Genomic DNA, 18,180 nt, shown 5'->3' on the forward strand with positions numbered 1-18,180 from the left:
GTACCAAGGTCCCCGAAACGTGTGCGTGAGCGAATAAAAGAGGGGTCACCTGGCCTGCCTGTACCAGGGCCCCCGAAACGGATGTTATTTGTCCTGTTGCAGGTGCCGTGCCAACTTCTGAGCCCCGCTATAACAGGGTGAAAAGGGGAAAACGGCCAGTGTTTGCGGCCATTTGTGCCTTCGGGCGGTGCGTCTGGCACAGAAACGGTGCAACCATGCGCCTAAATGAAAAAGGGCCGCGAAGCGGCCCTTTTCAGGTGTTCTGCAGTCGTCTACGCCTGGTGGTCTTCACCTTCCTCTTCGTCACCACCGGCTACGTTCATGCCTAGTTCCTTGATCTTGCGCGTCAAGGTATTGCGACCCCATCCCAGCAACAGTGCCGCATCTCGGCGCCGCCCGGCGGTGTGCTTGAGGGCCGTCTCGATCATGATGCGCTCGAAACTCGGAACGGCGCTGTCAAGCAGGCTGGTCTGCCCGCGCGCCAGTGCCTGGTCCGCCCACTGGCGCAGTGCTTGCTCCCAGTTGGTAACCGGTGCGGCATCCTGTGGCAGATTCAACAACTCAGGTGGCAGGTCGCCGATCAATACCTCACGGCTCGAAGCCATTACCGTGATCCAGCGGCAGGTGTTTTCCATCTGGCGCACGTTGCCCGGCCATGGCAGGTTGCGGATGAACTCCTCGGTCTCTGGCTTGAGTACCTTGGGTTCTACCGATAGCTCTTGGGCCGCCCGGGCCAGGAAGTGGCGGGCAAGGGCGGGAATGTCTTCACGGCGGTCCGCCAACCGAGGGATATGAATGCGGATGACGTTCAGGCGATGGAACAAGTCCTCGCGGAACTTTCCGGCCTGCACCAGCGCTTCCAGGTTCTGATGGGTAGCAGCAATGATGCGCACGTCGACCTTGACCGGAATGTGGCCGCCTACGCGATAGAACTCGCCGTCGGCCAACACACGCAGCAGGCGCGTCTGGGTATCGGCCGGCATGTCGCCGATCTCATCGAGAAACAGCGTGCCGCCGTCCGCTTGTTCGAAGCGCCCTCGACGCAGGTTGGCCGCGCCGGTGAAAGCGCCTTTTTCATGGCCAAACAGCTCAGACTCCATCAGGTCCTTGGGGATTGCCGCCATGTTCAGGGCGATGAAGGGTGCGGCTGCGCGCGGGCTGTGCCGATGCAGCGCGTGGGCGACCAATTCCTTGCCCGTACCGGACTCGCCATTGATCAGCACGGTAATGTTGGAATGGCTCAGACGGCCGATGGCGCGGAACACCTCTTGCATCGCCGGCGCTTCACCGATGATTTCAGGGGTTCGCGCCAGGTTTTGTGGAACTTCCAACCCTTGCTGCTCCTGGGCGTGCTGGTTGGCACGCTTGACCAGGGCAACCGCTTCGTCCACATCGAAAGGTTTGGGCAAATACTCGAAAGCACCGCCCTGATATGACGCCACGGCGCTGTCCAGGTCCGAGTGCGCGGTCATGATGATGACCGGCAGGCGAGGGTGCTGGTCGCGTATCTGCGCCAACAGCTCCAGACCACTGGAGCCAGGCATGCGGATGTCGGAAATGATCACGTCTGGCTGCTGACGGGCCAGTCGGCCCATGACGCCCTCGGCACTGTCGAAGCTCTGGGTGGTCATCCCTTCCTGTTGCAGGGCTTTTTCAAGGACCCAGCGAATGGAGCGATCATCGTCGACGATCCATACGGTTTCACTTCGGCTCATGAGGCGGTGGCTCCTTGTTCCAGGGGCAGATAGATAGAGAAGGCGGTGTGACCTGCGTGGCTTTCACACTCGATCAGCCCCTGGTGCTGACTGATGATGTTTTGGGTAATGGCCAGGCCCAGGCCGGTACCGTCCGGGCGACCACTGACCATGGGATAGAAAAGGGTGTCCTGCAGCTCGGCAGGGATGCCGGGGCCGTTGTCGATGATCTCGACGCGCGCCACCAGGCGATGGCGCACGTGACCGATGGTGAACTGGCGCAGTGCCCGGCTGCGCAAGGTGATGCGGCCCAGGCGCAGCTCATTTTGCGAGCTGATGGCCTGCATGGCGTTGCGCACGATGTTGAGCACAGCCTGGATCATCTGTTCGCGGTCGATCAGCACGTCCGGAAGGCTAGGGTCATAGTCACGCGCCAGGGTGATGCAGCCCTGGCTCTCGGCCTCCACCAGGCTGCATACCCGCTCCAGCACCTCATGGATGTTGGTCATGGCCAGCGACGGCAGCTTGTTCGAGCCCAGCATGCGATCGACCAGGTTACGCAGGCGGTCAGCTTCCTCGATGATCACGTTGGTGTAATCACGCAAGCTCTCTTCGGGTAACTGACGCGCCAGCAATTGTGCTGCACCGCGGATGCCGCCCAAGGGGTTCTTGATCTCATGGGCCAAGCCGCGCACCAGCATCTTGGTGGTCTCCTGCTTGCTTAGCTGGGCTTCTTCCTTGGTGATGCGCAGGAGGCGATCGCGTGGGTGGACCTCCAGCAGCAGCAGGGTCTGGCTCAGGTGCAGGATCGGTGTAACGGCATAGTCCACCGTGATGGTCTGCCCCGTCAGCGAGGTCAACTGGGCTTCACGCTTGGTAAAGGGGTGTGCCTGCTCCACGGCCTGGCGCAGCGAGCTCAACGCTTCGGTGGACTCGGTGAACAGCTCGCTGATGAACTGCCCGTGGCTGCGCTGGCCACTGACGGCCAGCAGCATTTCGGCGGCCGGGTTCATGTATTCCAGCCGCAGCTCGGCGTTGAGCAGCAGCGTGGCCGTGGTCAGGTTGTCCAGAAGCAGACGGTGTTGTGCATCACTGATGGTCATGGTGCGGCGTCGACCTCTTTCGGTGCTTGCTGGCAAAGGAGCCGCGCTGTGCGCGACACATCCAGTGGTTGCTGTTGGTCTGGAAATGCAAGAAACAAACCAAGGCGCCGAAAAGAGGCAGATTCGACAGGATCCTGTAACTTTTCGCCCAGATTCGCACCAGAAGACGCTGCATTAACGTTTCAGGTGCTTCATTTTGGAATAAATAACGGTGCAACCAGGAAATTGCTGCACCATTTTGGAGCATAGGGCTTTTACGAGGGATCGCAAAGCTGGCCAGTTGCCCTGATCAGGCCCTGCTTCATCAGCGGTGCACTTGGCCGGCTTGCAATAGCGCTAGCCACGCGCTTCGCACAGGCCCGCCCGTCCTGACGCCTGAATGCCGCAAGCTGTTCAAGCAATTGACTTTCGAGCCTGTCCAGCTGCGGGCGAATGACCGTTTGCAGGTCCGCCCGCAGGTGGTGCGGCGCTTGTCCTGCCAAGCGCCATTGGTGCAGCAGGGTGTACTGCACAAGCTTGTTGGCTTCCATCTGGTCGGCAAAAAAGGCTTCGGTATCGTGCGGGGCCAGGCCAAACACAGGTGCAGCCACCTGCACGCGCATCAGGACCTCTTGCTCGCGTTCAGTGGCTTGCACGGGTTGCCCTTTGTCCCACTTGTGCAAGGCAACGGCCTGCGCAATGGCCAGGCGCTGCTCAATGGTAGCTAACAACGGCTCAAGAGCAGGGTGTTGCGGTGCAGCAGCAGTGCAGCCAGTCAAGCTGAACGCTGTAAACAGACAAAGCAGTCGATTGCGCATACAGGGTGCCTCCTAGGGATGGAGGTCTGATTCTGAGAGGGATGGGCAACGCACCGAGGTAGGTAACTTCCGAAATGCCTGAAGTCCAAAACGCAAACGGCCTCCCAAGGGAGGCCGTTTCGATCCAGTCATCGGCGCCAGGCGCCGATCAGATCAGCAGCTGTAGTACAGCTCGTATTCCAGCGGATGGACGAAGGTACGGACCTTGATTTCTTCTTCGCTCTTGAGCTCGATGAACGCGTCGATGAAATCATCGGAGAACACGCCGCCCTTGGTCAGGAACGCACGGCCCTTGTCCAGCTCTTCCAGGGCTTCCTTCAGGCTGCCGCACACCTGTGGGATGTCCTTGGCCTCTTCAGGCGGCAGGTCATACAGGTTTTTGTCGGCTGCATCGCCTGGGTGGATCTTGTTCTGGATGCCGTCCAGGCCAGCCATCAGCAAGGCCGCGAAGGCCAGGTACGGGTTAGCCGATGGGTCTGGGAAACGCGCCTCGATACGGCGGGCTTTCGGGCTGCCGACATAAGGGATACGGATCGAAGCCGAACGGTTGCGTGCCGAGTAGGCCAGCATCACGGGTGCCTCGAAACCTGGGACCAGACGCTTGTACGAGTTGGTCGACGGGTTGGTGAAGCCGTTCAGGGCCTTGCCGTGCTTGATGATGCCGCCGATGAAGTACAGGGCGGTGTCGGACAGGCCGGCATAGCCTTCACCTGCGAAGGTGTTCTTGCCGTCTTTCCAGATCGACATGTGCACATGCATACCCGAGCCGTTGTCGCCGTACAGCGGCTTCGGCATGAAGGTAGCGGTGCGGCCGTAGGCGTCGGCAACGTTGTGCACGACGTACTTGAGGGCCTGGACTTCGTCGGCCTTCTTCACCAGGGTGTTGAACTTGACGCCGATTTCGTTCTGGCCGGCAGTGGCCACTTCATGGTGGTGCACTTCGACCAGCTGGCCCATCTCTTCCAGTGCGTTGCACATGGCAGTACGGATTTCGTGGTCGTGGTCGAATGGCGGTACTGGGAAGTAGCCACCTTTGACGCCTGGGCGGTGGCCTTTGTTGCCGCCTTCGATATCGGCACCGGTCATCCACGAGCCTTGCTCGGAGAAGATCTTGAACATCGAGCCGGAGATGTCCGACTGGAACTTCACTTCGTCGAAGATGAAGAACTCAGGCTCCGGGCCGGCGAACACGGTGTCACCGATGCCAGTGCTCTTGAGGTATTCCTCGGCGCGCTTGGCGATCGCACGTGGGTCACGGTCGTAGCCCTGCATGCTCGACGGGTCGACGATGTCACAGGTAATGATCAGCGTCGGCTCTTCGGTGAACGGGTCCAGAACGGCAGTCTCGTCTACCGGCATCAGGATCATGTCGGAGGCTTCGATGCCTTTCCAGCCAGCGATGGAGGAGCCGTCGAACATCTTGCCGACTTCGAAGAAGTCTTCGTCCAACGCATCACGCGCCGGCATGGTCACGTGGTGCTGAGTACCTTTGGTGTCCGTGAAACGCAGATCAATCCACTTGACGTCATGATCTTTGATGAGCTGAACCGACTTCGACATGTTGTCCTCCGGATGGTCTAGGGCACGGTTGGCCGCCGCCCTGGAAAAAGGGTGTTGCCGGGCGCGGATAGTCGGCCAAGCTTACCTGCCTCACAAGGGAGCAAATTGCATGCCAGTGCCCGAAAATGGCGAGGTCGGGACAGAAGGGGGCGTTTGTGGGCATCTGGCTGGGGCTGCAGGGAGAAATGTGCACCCTTACGATGCGATTTTTTTAATTGTCGCACCAATAAGGTGCATTGGGTCGAATGGCGTTGAATGGGATCGTACTCGACGTATTAGGCCGACTGGATGCAATGGGCCGTCTGCTCAAGATCGCAGATACCGCCTTCAAGCCCCGACGTGCGGTGTCTCAAGTTGGCTTCCTGCATTTTTCTGCAAGCTTCTGCTCAAAAGTTGGTCAAATCCTGAGCAATTTCCGATATAATTCGCGCCCCTCATTTTCGGCAGGCCCTGCGCGCGCTGTAAACCAATGAAACTTATCGTCAAAGTCTTCCCAGAGATCACCATCAAGAGCCGGCCGGTGCGCAAGCGCTTCATCCGTCAGCTCGCCAAGAACATCCGCAACGTGCTCAAGGATCTGGATCCTGAGCTCGTGGTCGATGGTGTCTGGGACAACCTCGAGGTAATCACCCGCATCGAGGACGAGAAGGTTCAGCGCGAGATCGTCGAGCGCCTGACCTGTACACCGGGTATTACCCACTTCCTGCAGGTCGAGGAGTACCCCCTGGGCGACTTCGACGACATCGTCGCCAAGTGCAAGCAGCACTTCGGCCACCTGCTGGCCGGCAAGCACTTTGCGGTGCGTTGCAAGCGCGGTGGGCACCACGACTTCACGTCGATGGACGTCGACCGCTACGTTGGCAGCCAGCTGCGCCAGCAGTGCGGTGCGGCCGGCATCACGTTGAAGAACCCGGAAGTGCTGGTACGCATCGAAATCCGCAACCAGCGCCTGTTCGTGATCCACAACCAGCACCAAGGGATTGGCGGCTACCCGCTGGGCGCCCTGGAGCAGACCCTGGTCCTGATGTCCGGCGGGTTCGACTCTACCGTGGCCGCCTACCAGATGATGCGTCGCGGCCTGATGACGCACTTCTGCTTCTTCAACCTCGGCGGACGTGCCCACGAACTGGGCGTGATGGAAGTGGCACACTTCCTTTGGAAGAAGTACGGCAGCAGCCAGCGCGTGCTGTTCATCAGCGTACCCTTCGAGGAAGTGGTCGGCGAGATCCTCAACAAGGTCGACAACAGCTACATGGGCGTCACCCTCAAGCGCATGATGCTCCGTGCCGCGGCGCGAATGGCCGAGCGCCTTGAGATCGACGCGCTGGTGACTGGCGAAGCCATATCCCAGGTATCCAGCCAGACCCTGCCGAACCTGTCGATCATCGACTCGGCCACCGACAAGCTGGTGCTGCGCCCTCTGCTGGCGACCCACAAGCAGGACATCATCGACCAGGCCAACGCCATCGGTACCGCTGATTTCGCCAAGCACATGCCCGAATACTGCGGCGTGATTTCGGTGAACCCGACTACCCATGCCAAGCGTCACCGCATGGAGCACGAAGAAAAGCAGTTCGAGATGCAGGTACTCGAGCGCGCCATCGAGCGCGCCAAGTTCATCTCCATCGACCATGTGATCGATGAGCTGGGCAAGGACATCGAGATCGAAGAAGTGGCCGAGGCATTGCCGGGCCAGATCGTCATCGATATCCGCCACCCCGACGCCCAGGAGGACGAGCCTCTGGCGATCGACGGTATCGAAGTCCAGGCGCTTCCGTTCTATGCCATCAACAGCAAGTTCAAGCACCTGGACCCCACGCGCCAGTACTTGCTGTATTGCGACAAAGGTGTGATGAGCCGTCTGCACGCACACCACCTGCTCAGTGAGGGACATGCCAATGTGCGTGTTTATCGTCCGGCATAAGACGCCAGGGCTGTATGGCGGCAGCATCCGCCATCGCCCTCCCGACCTGCGGGCCCGCTGAGCCTCAAACGTACTTATTCGCCGCCTACACTGGCGGCAACCGAATCCTCTGATCGAGATACAGTTGTGATCGAAAATCTGCGTAACATCGCCATCATCGCCCACGTTGACCATGGCAAAACCACCCTGGTAGACAAACTCCTGCGCCAGTCGGGCACGCTCGAGCGTAACGAGCTCAACGACGAGCGCGTGATGGACTCCAACGACCAGGAAAAAGAGCGCGGCATCACCATTCTGGCGAAGAACACCGCCATCAACTGGAACGGCTACCACATCAACATCGTCGACACCCCCGGCCACGCCGACTTCGGTGGCGAGGTTGAGCGTGTGATGTCGATGGTTGACTCCGTGCTGCTGCTGGTCGATGCCCAGGACGGCCCGATGCCACAGACCCGCTTCGTGACCAAGAAGGCCTTCGAAGCTGGCCTCAAGCCAATCGTGGTCATCAACAAGGTCGACCGCCCGGGCGCGCGTCCTGACTGGGTTCTGGACCAGATCTTCGATCTGTTCGACAACCTGGGCGCCACCGATGAGCAGCTGGACTTCAAAGTCGTCTACGCCTCGGCCCTGAACGGCATTGCCGGCCTGGACCACACCGACATGGCCGAAGACATGACCCCGCTGTACCAGTCGATCATCGACAACGTACCTGCGCCTTCGGTTGACCGTGACGGCCCGTTCCAGATGCAAATCTCGGCACTGGACTACAACAGCTTCCTGGGTGTGATCGGCGTTGGCCGCATCGCCCGTGGTCGCGTCAAGCCGAACACCCCGGTTGTCGCCATCGACACCAATGGCAAGAAGCGTAACGGCCGTATCCTCAAGCTGATGGGCCACCACGGTCTGCACCGCGTCGACGTTGAAGAAGCCCAGGCTGGCGACATCGTCTGCATCAGCGGTTTCGACGAGCTGTTCATCTCCGACACCCTGTGCGACCCAACCGCCGTCGAAGCGATGAAGCCACTGACCGTTGACGAGCCAACCGTGTCCATGACCTTCCAGGTCAACGACTCGCCGTTCTGCGGCAAGGAAGGCAAGTTCGTCACCAGCCGGAACATCAAGGACCGTCTGGACAAGGAACTGCTGTACAACGTAGCCCTGCGCGTTCAGGAAACCGATTCTCCTGACAAGTTCAAGGTATCGGGCCGTGGCGAGCTGCACCTGTCGGTGCTGATCGAAACCATGCGTCGCGAAGGCTTCGAGATGGCCGTGGGCCGTCCGGAAGTGATCATTCGTGAAGTCGACGGCGTCAAGCAAGAGCCGTTCGAAAACGTCACCATCGACATCCCTGAAGAATCCCAGGGCAAGGTCATGGAAGAGATGGGCCTGCGTAAGGGCGACCTGACCAACATGGTTCCGGATGGCAAGGGCCGTGTGCGCCTTGAGTACAACATCCCGGCCCGTGGCCTGATCGGCTTCCGTAACCAGTTCCTGACCCTGACCAACGGTGCAGGCATCCTGACCTCGATCTTCGATCGCTACGACACCATGAAGTCGGGCCAGATGTCCGGCCGTCTGAACGGTGTACTGGTGTCGGTCGAAACCGGCAAGGCCCTGACCTACTCCCTGGAAACCCTGCAAGCGCGCGGCAAGCTGTTCGTCGAGCACGGTCAGGAAATCTACGGTGGTCAGATCATCGGCCTGAACAGCCGCGACAACGACCTGGGTGTGAACCCGACCAAAGGCAAGAAGCTCGACAACATGCGTGCTTCGGGCAAAGACGAAGTCATCGCCCTGGTACCGCCAGTGCGTCACACCCTGGAACAGGCCCTGGAATTCATCCAGGACGACGAGCTGTGCGAAGTCACGCCGAAGTCGATCCGTCTGCGCAAAAAGATCCTGGACGAAGGCGAGCGTACCCGCGCTGCCAAGAAAGCCAAGAACTGAGTTAGCTCAGGCTGAATGAAAACGCCCCCCGTCGAAAGGCTGGGGGCGTTTTTGTTTGTCTGGCGACTCGTTGTCCTGTCGGTGGCCAGCTAGGCTCCAGCGGTATGCAAATACCGACAGGTTATCGACCCCTATTGGGTCTTAGCGCCCAACCACCTTCGGCTTGTACGCACAATACCCCGGCCGTGGCCCGACCTTCGGATGGTTGCGGCAGGTGTCGGGGCGCTTGTCATAAATGGTGCACAGGCGGCTCTTACGATCCAGGTACATGCAATCGTCGTTGCTCATGCGCGTCAGGGTGAAGATGCCCGACTTCTGGTTGAAGCGCTCGATGATGCCTTCTTTCTGCAAACGCTTGGCCACGTTTTTAGGCGGCTCGTCTTTTTCGAATTCATCCACCACGCCGATGCGGATCAGGTCCTTGATCTTGACCTCCACCGGCAAGGTGCAGCAAGTTGAATGGCAGCCGCCGCACATGTGGCTGGCATAGCGCTGCCAAGTCTCCAGGCGGTCGACTTCGGCAGCGGCGATCAGGGTCGTTTTCATCGTTTTATGAGGCGGATCACGGTATAGGGCGCGCGATGATACCGGAATTGCTCAATTTATGAACAATTTTATGACCGGTTGCATGCGGCCACGCAAATACTCGAACACTGGTGATTGCGGCCGGTCGAAGCGTCTAGGCTCAACATTTGCTTTCTGCTCTTGTCCATTTGCCCCGAGGATGACGCATGTCCCAGGAACCCAAAGCGCGTGACGCTGAAGTCGCGGATTTTCGCGCTGCAGTGCTGGATAAACTTACCTATGCCGTCGGCAAGGACCCGGAGCATGCTTTCGACCATGACTGGTTCGAAGCCATCGCCCTGGCTGCGCGCGACCATATGGTCGATCACTGGATGGACCATACCCGGCAATCCTACCGACGCAGTCAGAAGCGGGTGTATTACCTCTCCCTGGAGTTCCTGATCGGTCGGCTGCTGTATGACAGCCTGAGCAACCTGGGCTTGCTGGACATCGCGCGCGACGCGCTGGATGGCCTGGACGTGGACCTGGAGCGCATTCGCTTGCTTGAGCCCGACGCGGCGCTGGGCAACGGCGGTTTGGGCCGGTTGGCAGCGTGCTTCATGGAAAGCATGTCAACGCTGGGCATTGCCGCGCATGGTTACGGTATCCGCTACGAGCACGGGCTGTTCCGGCAGGCCATGGTGGACGGTTGGCAGCAGGAACAGACGGAAAACTGGCTGGATTTCGGCAACCCATGGGAATTCGAGCGGGCCGAAGTCATCTACCCCATCAGTTTTGGTGGCAGCGTCGAAACGGTCAGCGACACGCATGGCAACCAGCGCCAGGTGTGGTCTCCCAGCGAAACCGTCCGGGCGGTGGCGTACGACACGCCGGTCGTTGGCTGGAGAGGCTCCAGCGTCAATACCTTGCGCCTGTGGCGTGCACGGGCGCTGGAGGAACTGCACCTGGAGCGCTTCAATGCAGGGGACCACCTGGGCGCCGTTGCCGAGGTAGCGCGCGCCGAAAGCATCTCCCGCGTACTGTACCCGGCCGACAGTACCGAGGCTGGCCAGGAGCTGCGCCTGCGCCAGGAGTACTTCTTCGTGTCAGCATCGCTGCAAGACCTGCTGCGTCGGCACCTGAACATGCACGACAACTTGCTCAACCTGCCCGATGCGGCGGCTATCCAGCTCAACGACACCCACCCCTCCATCGCCGTGGCCGAGCTGATGCGGTTGCTGGTCGACGAACATCAAATCCCCTGGGACACCGCCTGGGAAGTGACTGTGGGCACCTTGGCCTACACCAACCACACCTTGCTGCCCGAGGCCCTGGAAACCTGGCCGGTGGCCCTGATGGAGCGCATGCTGCCCAGGCACATGCAGATCATCTACCTGATCAACGCCTACCATATCGATTCGTTGCGTGCCAAAGGCATGCATGATTTCGACCTGCTGCGTGCCGTGTCCTTGATCGAAGAAGACAACGGCCGGCGGGTGCGCATGGGCAACCTGGCGTTCCTTGGCTCACACAGCGTCAATGGCGTATCGGCGCTGCACAGCCAGTTGATGAAGAGCACGGTCTTTTCCGAGCTGCACAAGCTGTACCCCCAGCGGATCAACAACAAGACCAACGGCATCACCTTCCGCCGCTGGCTCTATCAGTCCAACCCCCAACTGACCGGCATGCTGGTGGAGGCATTGGGCCCCGAGCTGCTGGACGACCCTGAGCGCCTGCTGACCGGGCTGGTTCCGTTCGCCGACAAAGCCAGTTTCTGCAAGCAGTTCGCAGCGCAGCGGCTGCACAGCAAGCGTGCATTGGCGAGCATCATCCAGGATCGCGTGGGCGTTACGGTGAACCCGGAAGCGATGTTCGACGTGCAGGTCAAGCGCATCCACGAGTACAAGCGGCAACTGCTCAACCTGCTGCACACCGTAGCGTTGTACCAGGCTATTCGCCACGACCCGGGTACGCACTGGGTACCCCGGGTCAAGATCTTCGCGGGCAAGGCAGCGGCCAGCTACCATCAGGCCAAACTCATCATCAAGCTGACCAACGACATCGCCCGGGTGGTCAACAACGATCCCACCGTGCGCGGCCTGCTCAAGGTCGTATTCCTGCCCAATTACAACGTAAGCCTGGCCGAAAGCATCATCCCGGCGGCGGACCTTTCCGAGCAGATATCCACGGCCGGCTACGAGGCCTCGGGTACCAGCAACATGAAGTTCGGCCTCAATGGCGCCCTGACCATCGGCACCCTCGATGGCGCGAACGTGGAGATGAGCGAGCAGGTCGGCCCCGACAACATGTTCATCTTCGGCTTGACGGCGCAGCAAGTGGAAGCGCGCAAGCGCGCCGGCGATTTCGGCGCCTCGGCTGCCATCGCGGCCTCCGGGCGCTTGAACGACGTGTTGCAGGCCATCCGCAGCGGTGTGTTTTCCTCGGACGACCCTTCGCGTTACACCGGTCTGATCGATGGCCTGATTGGCTACGACCGCTTCATGGTCTGTGCTGATTTCGATGCCTACTGGGACGCTCAGCAGCGGGTGGAAGACCTGTGGCACAAGCCGCAGCAGTGGTGGCGCATGGCAGTGCTGAACACGGCACGCATGGGCTGGTTCTCGTCGGACAGGACCATCCGCGAGTACGCGACCGAGATCTGGAAGGCGCTGGACTGACACAGGGCAGGCCAGGTGGGCACCGCCACCTGGCTCGTCGACGTTGCCAGCAGCAGCGATCACAGTCCGCCCGGCGCCAGCATGGGGCCGGGCAGCCCTGTGCCGACCGTCGGCCTGGCGAGCGCTGAACTCCCGATCCATTGTGCCGTCTGACAGCCGTGGCGAGTCTCATCGCTCGCTAGCCCGCCGCTCTCCCTGTAAACTGCGTGGGTTTTCCATCCCCAATCCTGTTGGAGCCATACATGTCCCGCGTTACCCTGAGTCGCTATCTGATTGAGCAGACCCGCAGCAACAATACCCCTGCCGATCTGCGCTTCCTGATCGAAGTGGTGGCGCGTGCGTGCAAGGAAATCAGCCATCACGTGTCCAAGGGCGCCCTTGGCGGTGTGCTGGGCAGCATGGGCACCGAAAACGTCCAGGGCGAAGTCCAGAAGAAGCTGGACGTCATCTCCAACGACATCCTGCTCGAAGCCAACGAATGGGGCGGTCACCTGGCCGGCATGGCGTCCGAGGAAATGGACAACGCCTACCAGATTCCGGGTCGCTACCCCAAAGGTGCCTACCTGCTGGTCTTCGACCCGCTCGACGGCTCCTCCAACATCGACGTCAACGTGTCGGTCGGTACCATCTTCTCGGTACTGCGTTGCCCTAACGAGTACCTGAGCCAGAACGAAACCCTGAACGAAAATGCCTTCCTGCAGCCGGGCACCGAGCAGGTTGCGGCCGGCTACGCCATCTATGGCCCGCAGACCATGCTGATTCTGACCCTGGGCAACGGCGTCAAGGGCTTCACCCTGGACCGCGAACTGGGTAGCTTCGTGCTGACCCACGAGAACATCAGCATTCCGGAAACCACCGCCGAATTCGCCATCAACATGTCCAACCAGCGTCACTGGGAAGCCCCGGTACAGCGCTACGTGGGCGAGCTGCTGGCAGGCGAGACCGGCCCGCTGAAAAAGAACTACAACATGCGTTGGATCGCCTCGATGGTGGCCGACGTACACCGTATCCTCACCCGTGGCGGCCTGTTCATGTACCCGCGTGATGCCCGTGAGCCGAGCAAGCCGGGCAAGCTGCGCCTGATGTACGAAGCCAACCCGATGTCGTTCATCATCGAACAGGCCGGTGGCGCGTCCACCAACGGCTACGACCGCATCCTCGACATTCAGCCAGAGAGCCTGCACCAGCGTGTGTCGGTGATCCTGGGCTCGAAGGAAGAGGTTGAGCGCGTCACCGCCTACCACAAGGAGTAAGTCATGCTCGCACCTTGGCAGCCTTTGCTGGAATGGTGGTTCGGTTGGGGCACCAGCGCCCAGGCCGTGGCTGACGAGAAGAGCGCCCAATGGTTCGGCAAGCATCACGACGCCGAGGCCCAGGCGCTGTTCGGTGAGCTTGTCGACCAGGCCTTGGCAGGTGGGCTCGACGAGTGGCAGCAGAGCCCTCAGGGCTGGCTTGGGCTTCTGCTACTGCTCGATCAGCTGCCACGCATGATCTACCGCGACACGCCACGTGCGTTCGAGGGTGATCGGCGTGCGCAAGTGGTCGCCCTTCAGGGGTTGCAGAAGGACTGGGATTATCAGTTGCTCCCGATCCAGCGGGTATTCGTGCTGCTGGTGCTCGAGCATGCCGAAGTGCTGGACTGGCAGAACATGTCCGTCGAGCGCTACCAGGTGCTGCTTGACGAGCAACCTGAAGCCAACCGTCGGTTGTTCGAAGGCTTCCTGGATTATGCCCAGCAACACCAGCGGGTAATCGAGCGGTTTGGCCGGTTCCCGCACCGCAACCTCGTGCTGGACAGGCCCAGTACCAGTGAAGAGATGGATTTTCTGCTCGAGCCGGGTTCCAGGTTCTGAAGCAGCGCTCTACGTCCAATGACTGAGGCCGCCCTCCATGGGCTAATGCGATTGACTTGACACTAATGGGGCCGCACAGCGGCCCCATTAGTGTCTGCTGTTTCAGACCCGGCCCAGGCACGTAAAACCCCATATTGAACACACCAAGCCCCGGGCGGCTCATTCGAATAAGCCATTTTCCCGATCAGCGGTAGCGGTCTTGGGCAGGTCCAACAGGGAACCTGGGAGGCATTTTCCCGTCGAAGGGCACTGCAGGCCACTCGCCTGCTCCCTCGTTCAGGAGTGTCTTCATGTCGTTGCGTTCCCTCGCCCTGTTGTCGCTGTGTGTCGTGCTCGCCGCCTGCAGCAAGATCAATCAGGAAAACTATTCCAAACTCAAGGCCGGCATGAGCAAGGCCGAGGTCGAGCAATTGCTCGGCACGCCGACCGAGTGTTCTGGCGCCTTGGGCATGAGCAGTTGCACGTGGGGGGACGAGCGGAGCTTCATCAGCGTGCAGTACGCGTCGGACAAGGTCTTGATGTATTCGGGGCAGGGTCTCAAATGAGGGCTGCCGGGCTACTGTTGGGCCTGTGCCTGACCCTCTTGCTCGGCGGGTGCGCGGGGTCGATGAACGACCCGCTTGCACCGAAGACCGCGGGGCAGGTGGATCTCAAGCGTTACCAGGGCAAGTGGTACGAGCTTGCACGCTTGCCCATGCGCTATCAGGCCGGCTGCGAACAGTCGGAGGCCCATTACAACCTCAAACCCGACGGGTCATTCGGTTTGCTGAACCGCTGCCGCACCCTGGGTGACGAGTGGCTGCGTGCCGAAGGCCGTGCCTACATCGAGGCGCCAGGGCATACCGACAGGCTGTGGGTGGAATTCGACAACTGGTTCACACGCCTGGTCCCTGGCGTTGCCAGGGGCGAATACTGGATCTTGTATGTGGACGAGCGCTACCGCACCGCGGTTGTCGGCAGCCCGGACCGCAAGTACTTGTGGATTCTGTCACGCACGCCCAGCTTGCCGGCCTGGGAGCGCGAACACTTGCTCGCCAAGGCCCGCCAGCAGGGCTACGACACCAGCCGGTTGATCTGGCGAGCTTCCGACCAGCAGATCGTCAAGATGCACTGAGTGGGTTGCAGGCGTGGTGGGCGGAAGCGAACGTCATGCCTACCCGGGGCCTGCTGTAGCGCCTCAGCTCGAATCGCGGCCGCCGCTAAGCGGCCTTGATAGGGTCATCCCAAAAGCTGCCGCAGTACCTGAGCGAATGCCGCGCGGCTTTGCTCCTCTTGCAGATGATGGCCTTGGCGTACCACCCATTGGCCATTGACCATCACGTCGCGAACCTGCCGGTCACCGCCGGCAAACAGCCACCGATTGAGAATGCCATCACCGTCGGCCATGGCGATGTAGGGGTCCTGATCATCAAGCACCAGCCAGTCGGCGCGCTTGCCTACAGCCAGTTCGCCAATGGGCTGACCCAGCGCCTGTGCACCCCCTGCCCACGCAGCGTCGAGCAAGGTGCGCCCGACCATCGGTTGCTCGCGGCGATGCAAGCGGTTGCGTCGCTGGTCGCGCAGGCGCTGGCCGTACTCCAGCCAGCGCAGCTCTTCAACCACGCTTAGCGAGACATGGCTGTCCGAACCAATCCCCAGGCGCCCGCCCTGTGCCAGGTAGTCTGTGGCCGGGAAAATGCCGTCGCCCAGGTTGGCTTCGGTCGTCAGGCACAATCCCGCCACGGCGCCGCTGCGGGCCATGGCTGTCACTTCGTCCGGCTGGGCGTGTGTGGCGTGCACCAGGCACCAGCGCTCATCCACGGCCACGTGCTCATACAGCCATTGCAAGGGTCGCAGGCCGCTCCAGGCCAGGCAGTCATCGACTTCCCGTTGCTGCTCGGCAATATGAATGTGCACCGGGCATTTGTCGTCACTGGCCGCCAATACCCCGGCGATCTGCCCAGGCGTCACGGCCCGCAGCGAGTGAAAGCACAAGCCCAGCCCCTGCGCCGGTTGCGCGGCCAGCAGCGGCGCCAATTGCGCCTGCAAACGCAGGTAGTGATCGGTGGACTGGATGAACCGGCGCTGGCCATCGCTTGGCGTTTGGCCGCCAAACCCTGCATGGCTGTAGAGTACCGGCAGCAGGGTCAGGCCGATGCCGCTCTGCGTGGCCGCTGCGCTGATCCGGCGAGACAACTCGGTCGGGTCTGCATACGCATTGCCTGCCTGGTCATGGTGCACGTAATGGAATTCCGCCACCGCGGTATAGCCCGCTTTGAGCATCTCGATGTAGAGCTGGCGGGCGATGACCTGCAGCTGCTCAGGCGTGATCTGCCCGACCAGCCGGTACATGAGGTCGCGCCAGGTCCAGAAGCTGTCATTGGGGTCGCCGACGACCTCGGCAAGCCCGGCCATGGCCCGCTGGAACGCGTGGGAGTGCACATTCGGCATACCGGGAAGTAGGGGCCCCGCCAGACGCTCTGCGCCGTCGGCGCAAGCGCCGGCTTCAATGCGTGTCAGGAACCCGTCCGTACCGACGTCTAAGCGCACGTCTCGGGCCCACCCCGTAGGCAACAAGGCGCGTTGGGCAAAATAGGCGGGCATTGCAGGCTCCTGTTCTTGTTAGCTTGTATATACATATACAGGCGTTTGCCTGCCGGGTAAACTCCGGCAAGCTAACGCTCATTTCTTATGCACAAGGATTTCTGGCCGTGCCGACACCTCCTGCCAACGCGCTGGTTGCCCCCATGGGCGAAGGCCCGGCGCCGCTGTACGCGCGGGTCAAACAGATGATCAAGCAGCACATCGACGACGGTAGCTGGCCGCCGCATCACCGTGTGCCCTCGGAAAGCGAACTGGTCAGCCAACTGGGCTTCAGCCGCATGACCATCAATCGCGCCCTGCGCGAGCTCACAGCCGAGGGGCTGTTGGTGCGCATGCAAGGTGTCGGCACCTTCGTAGCCGAGCCCAAAGGCCGCTCGGCGCTGTTCGAAGTGAACAACATCGCCGACGAAATCGCCGCACGCGGGCACCGGCATAGCTGCCAGGTCGTGGTGCTTGCCGAGGAAGCTGCAGGTTCCGAGCGAGCGCTGGCCTTGAACATGCGCGAAGGTCAGCGGGTATTTCATTCACTGATCGTGCATTTCGAGAACGATACCCCGGTGCAGATCGAAGATCGCTACGTCAATGCGGCCGTGGCGCCCGAATACCTTCTGCAGGACTTCACCCGTCAGACGCCTTATGCCTATCTGTCCCAGGTAGCTCCGCTGACGGAGGGCGAGCATGTGGTCGAGGCGATCCTGGCAGAGCCTGAAGAATGCCAGCTCCTGCAAATCGAACGCGGCGAGCCATGCCTGCTGATCCGCCGCCGTACCTGGTCCGGGCGCCAGCCGGTCACGGCCGCGCGCCTGATTCACCCCGGTTCGCGCCATCGCCTGGAAGGACGTTTTGGCAAATGAGCCGATTGCATGTGTTGCAGGCGCGGGACTATCCGCGCATGCCCTGGAAAAACGGCGCTGGCTTCACCGAGGAAATCGCCCGTGACCACGGCAACGGCCTGGACGGTTTTGGCTGGCGCTTGTCGATTGCCGATATCCAGGCGTCGGGCGCTTTTTCGAGCTTCGCCGGCTACCAGCGGATCATCACCGTGCTGCAGGGCGATGGCATGCGTCTGTGGGTAGACGGCCAACTCAGCCGGCCGCTGCTGCCATTCGACGGGTTTGCGTTCGAGGGGGCAAGCGAGGTCGATTGCCACCTTATCGGCGGGCCGATTCGTGATTTCAACCTCATCTACGCACCGCAGCGCTATCGGGCGCGCTTGCAATGGCTGGAAGGTTTCAACCGTTTGCACACCTCGGCCTCGACCGTGCTGCTGTTTGCCGCCAGCCAAGCGGTAGAAGTGGCGGCGGGGCACCAGGCCCTGCAATTGGGGCGTCATGACTGCCTGCAACTGGAAGGTAACGAAGCGTTGCTGGCGTTGGACGTACAGGGGCAGTGCTGCCTGATCGAACTCGATCCCCGTTGAGCTGACCCTGGGCTGGCATCGCTTGCGGCGTCAAGGTCTGCGAATTTCACTTGTCCATGCTTGTACATACAAGTAAAGATGTGTTTGTATTGTTCCACGACACATCTGCTGCAGCCG

The 18,180-nt window shown here is 61.0% G+C and carries 15 protein-coding genes; 9 read left to right on the forward strand and 6 right to left on the reverse strand.

Annotation, left to right across the window (positions count from 1 at the left end; genetic code table 11):
* Window positions 1–272 precede the first annotated feature (272 nt).
* The 4 genes from ntrC to glnA form a co-directional block, all read right to left on the reverse strand.
* A complete protein-coding gene (gene ntrC, locus CRP40_RS12710; protein WP_027914074.1) occupies window positions 273–1,715 on the reverse strand; it encodes a nitrogen regulation protein NR(I) in 1,443 nt (480 codons plus the stop codon).
* Entirely contained in the window at window positions 1,712–2,797 is a 1,086-nt protein-coding gene (gene glnL, locus CRP40_RS12715) for a nitrogen regulation protein NR(II) (RefSeq protein ID WP_027914073.1), read from the reverse strand. The genes ntrC and glnL overlap by 4 nt, the downstream gene beginning before the upstream one ends.
* Before the next feature lie 254 nt (window positions 2,798–3,051).
* A complete protein-coding gene (locus tag CRP40_RS12720; RefSeq protein WP_027914072.1) occupies window positions 3,052–3,594 on the reverse strand; it encodes a chorismate mutase in 543 nt (180 codons plus the stop codon).
* Window positions 3,595–3,747: 153 nt separating this feature from the next.
* The gene (glnA, locus tag CRP40_RS12725) at window positions 3,748–5,154 is read right to left on the reverse strand and encodes a type I glutamate--ammonia ligase (protein ID WP_023532915.1); all 1,407 of its coding nucleotides are present in this window, start codon (window positions 5,152–5,154) and stop codon (window positions 3,748–3,750) included.
* A gap of 469 nt (window positions 5,155–5,623) precedes the next feature.
* On the opposite strand from glnA, the gene thiI reads away from it, so the two are divergent.
* Both thiI and typA read left to right on the forward strand, forming a co-directional pair.
* On the forward strand, window positions 5,624–7,078 hold the full coding sequence (gene thiI / locus CRP40_RS12730; protein ID WP_027914071.1) for a tRNA uracil 4-sulfurtransferase ThiI: 1,455 nt from the start codon (window positions 5,624–5,626) through the stop codon (window positions 7,076–7,078).
* A 126-nt stretch (window positions 7,079–7,204) separates the two neighbouring features.
* On the forward strand, window positions 7,205–9,025 hold the full coding sequence (gene typA, locus CRP40_RS12735) for a translational GTPase TypA (protein ID WP_023532979.1): 1,821 nt from the start codon (window positions 7,205–7,207) through the stop codon (window positions 9,023–9,025).
* 141 nt (window positions 9,026–9,166) lie between these two features.
* Here the strand turns inward: typA and CRP40_RS12740 are convergent, their stop codons facing one another.
* The gene (locus CRP40_RS12740) at window positions 9,167–9,571 is read right to left on the reverse strand and encodes a YkgJ family cysteine cluster protein (RefSeq protein ID WP_016712459.1); all 405 of its coding nucleotides are present in this window, start codon (window positions 9,569–9,571) and stop codon (window positions 9,167–9,169) included.
* 185 nt (window positions 9,572–9,756) lie between these two features.
* On the opposite strand from CRP40_RS12740, the gene CRP40_RS12745 reads away from it, so the two are divergent.
* The 5 genes from CRP40_RS12745 to CRP40_RS12765 all read left to right on the forward strand — a co-directional run bounded on the left by CRP40_RS12745 (window position 9,757) and on the right by CRP40_RS12765 (window position 15,174).
* On the forward strand, window positions 9,757–12,207 hold the full coding sequence (locus tag CRP40_RS12745) for a glycogen/starch/alpha-glucan phosphorylase (protein ID WP_027914070.1): 2,451 nt from the start codon (window positions 9,757–9,759) through the stop codon (window positions 12,205–12,207).
* A 242-nt stretch (window positions 12,208–12,449) separates the two neighbouring features.
* A complete protein-coding gene (locus tag CRP40_RS12750; RefSeq protein WP_023532920.1) occupies window positions 12,450–13,460 on the forward strand; it encodes a class 1 fructose-bisphosphatase in 1,011 nt (336 codons plus the stop codon).
* A 3-nt stretch (window positions 13,461–13,463) separates the two neighbouring features.
* Window positions 13,464–14,060 (forward strand): DUF924 family protein, encoded by a 597-nt coding sequence (locus CRP40_RS12755; RefSeq protein WP_027914069.1) that lies wholly within the window; start codon window positions 13,464–13,466, stop codon window positions 14,058–14,060.
* A gap of 290 nt (window positions 14,061–14,350) precedes the next feature.
* On the forward strand, window positions 14,351–14,605 hold the full coding sequence (gene bamE / locus CRP40_RS12760) for an outer membrane protein assembly factor BamE (protein ID WP_027914068.1): 255 nt from the start codon (window positions 14,351–14,353) through the stop codon (window positions 14,603–14,605).
* Window positions 14,602–15,174 (forward strand): lipocalin family protein, encoded by a 573-nt coding sequence (locus CRP40_RS12765; RefSeq protein WP_027914067.1) that lies wholly within the window; start codon window positions 14,602–14,604, stop codon window positions 15,172–15,174. Before bamE ends, CRP40_RS12765 begins: the two co-directional genes overlap by 4 nt.
* Before the next feature lie 104 nt (window positions 15,175–15,278).
* Here CRP40_RS12765 and CRP40_RS12770 read toward each other — a convergent pair whose 3' ends face one another.
* Complete coding sequence (locus CRP40_RS12770) at window positions 15,279–16,643, reverse strand: formimidoylglutamate deiminase (protein ID WP_027914066.1); 1,365 nt, start codon at window positions 16,641–16,643, stop codon at window positions 15,279–15,281.
* Window positions 16,644–16,786: 143 nt separating this feature from the next.
* Here CRP40_RS12770 and hutC point away from each other — a divergent pair, with 143 nt between their 5' ends.
* Both hutC and CRP40_RS12780 read left to right on the forward strand, forming a co-directional pair.
* Entirely contained in the window at window positions 16,787–17,497 is a 711-nt protein-coding gene (hutC, locus tag CRP40_RS12775) for a histidine utilization repressor (RefSeq protein WP_173645899.1), read from the forward strand.
* Window positions 17,494–18,063, forward strand: a complete 570-nt coding sequence (locus CRP40_RS12780) for a HutD family protein (protein WP_027914064.1) — start codon at window positions 17,494–17,496, stop codon at window positions 18,061–18,063. The genes hutC and CRP40_RS12780 overlap by 4 nt, the downstream gene beginning before the upstream one ends.
* Window positions 18,064–18,180: the final 117 nt, after the last annotated feature.

It is taken from the genome of Pseudomonas sp. URMO17WK12:I9, assembly GCF_900230165.1.
In the GTDB taxonomy this organism is placed as follows: Bacteria; Pseudomonadota; Gammaproteobacteria; order Pseudomonadales; family Pseudomonadaceae; genus Aquipseudomonas; species Aquipseudomonas fulva.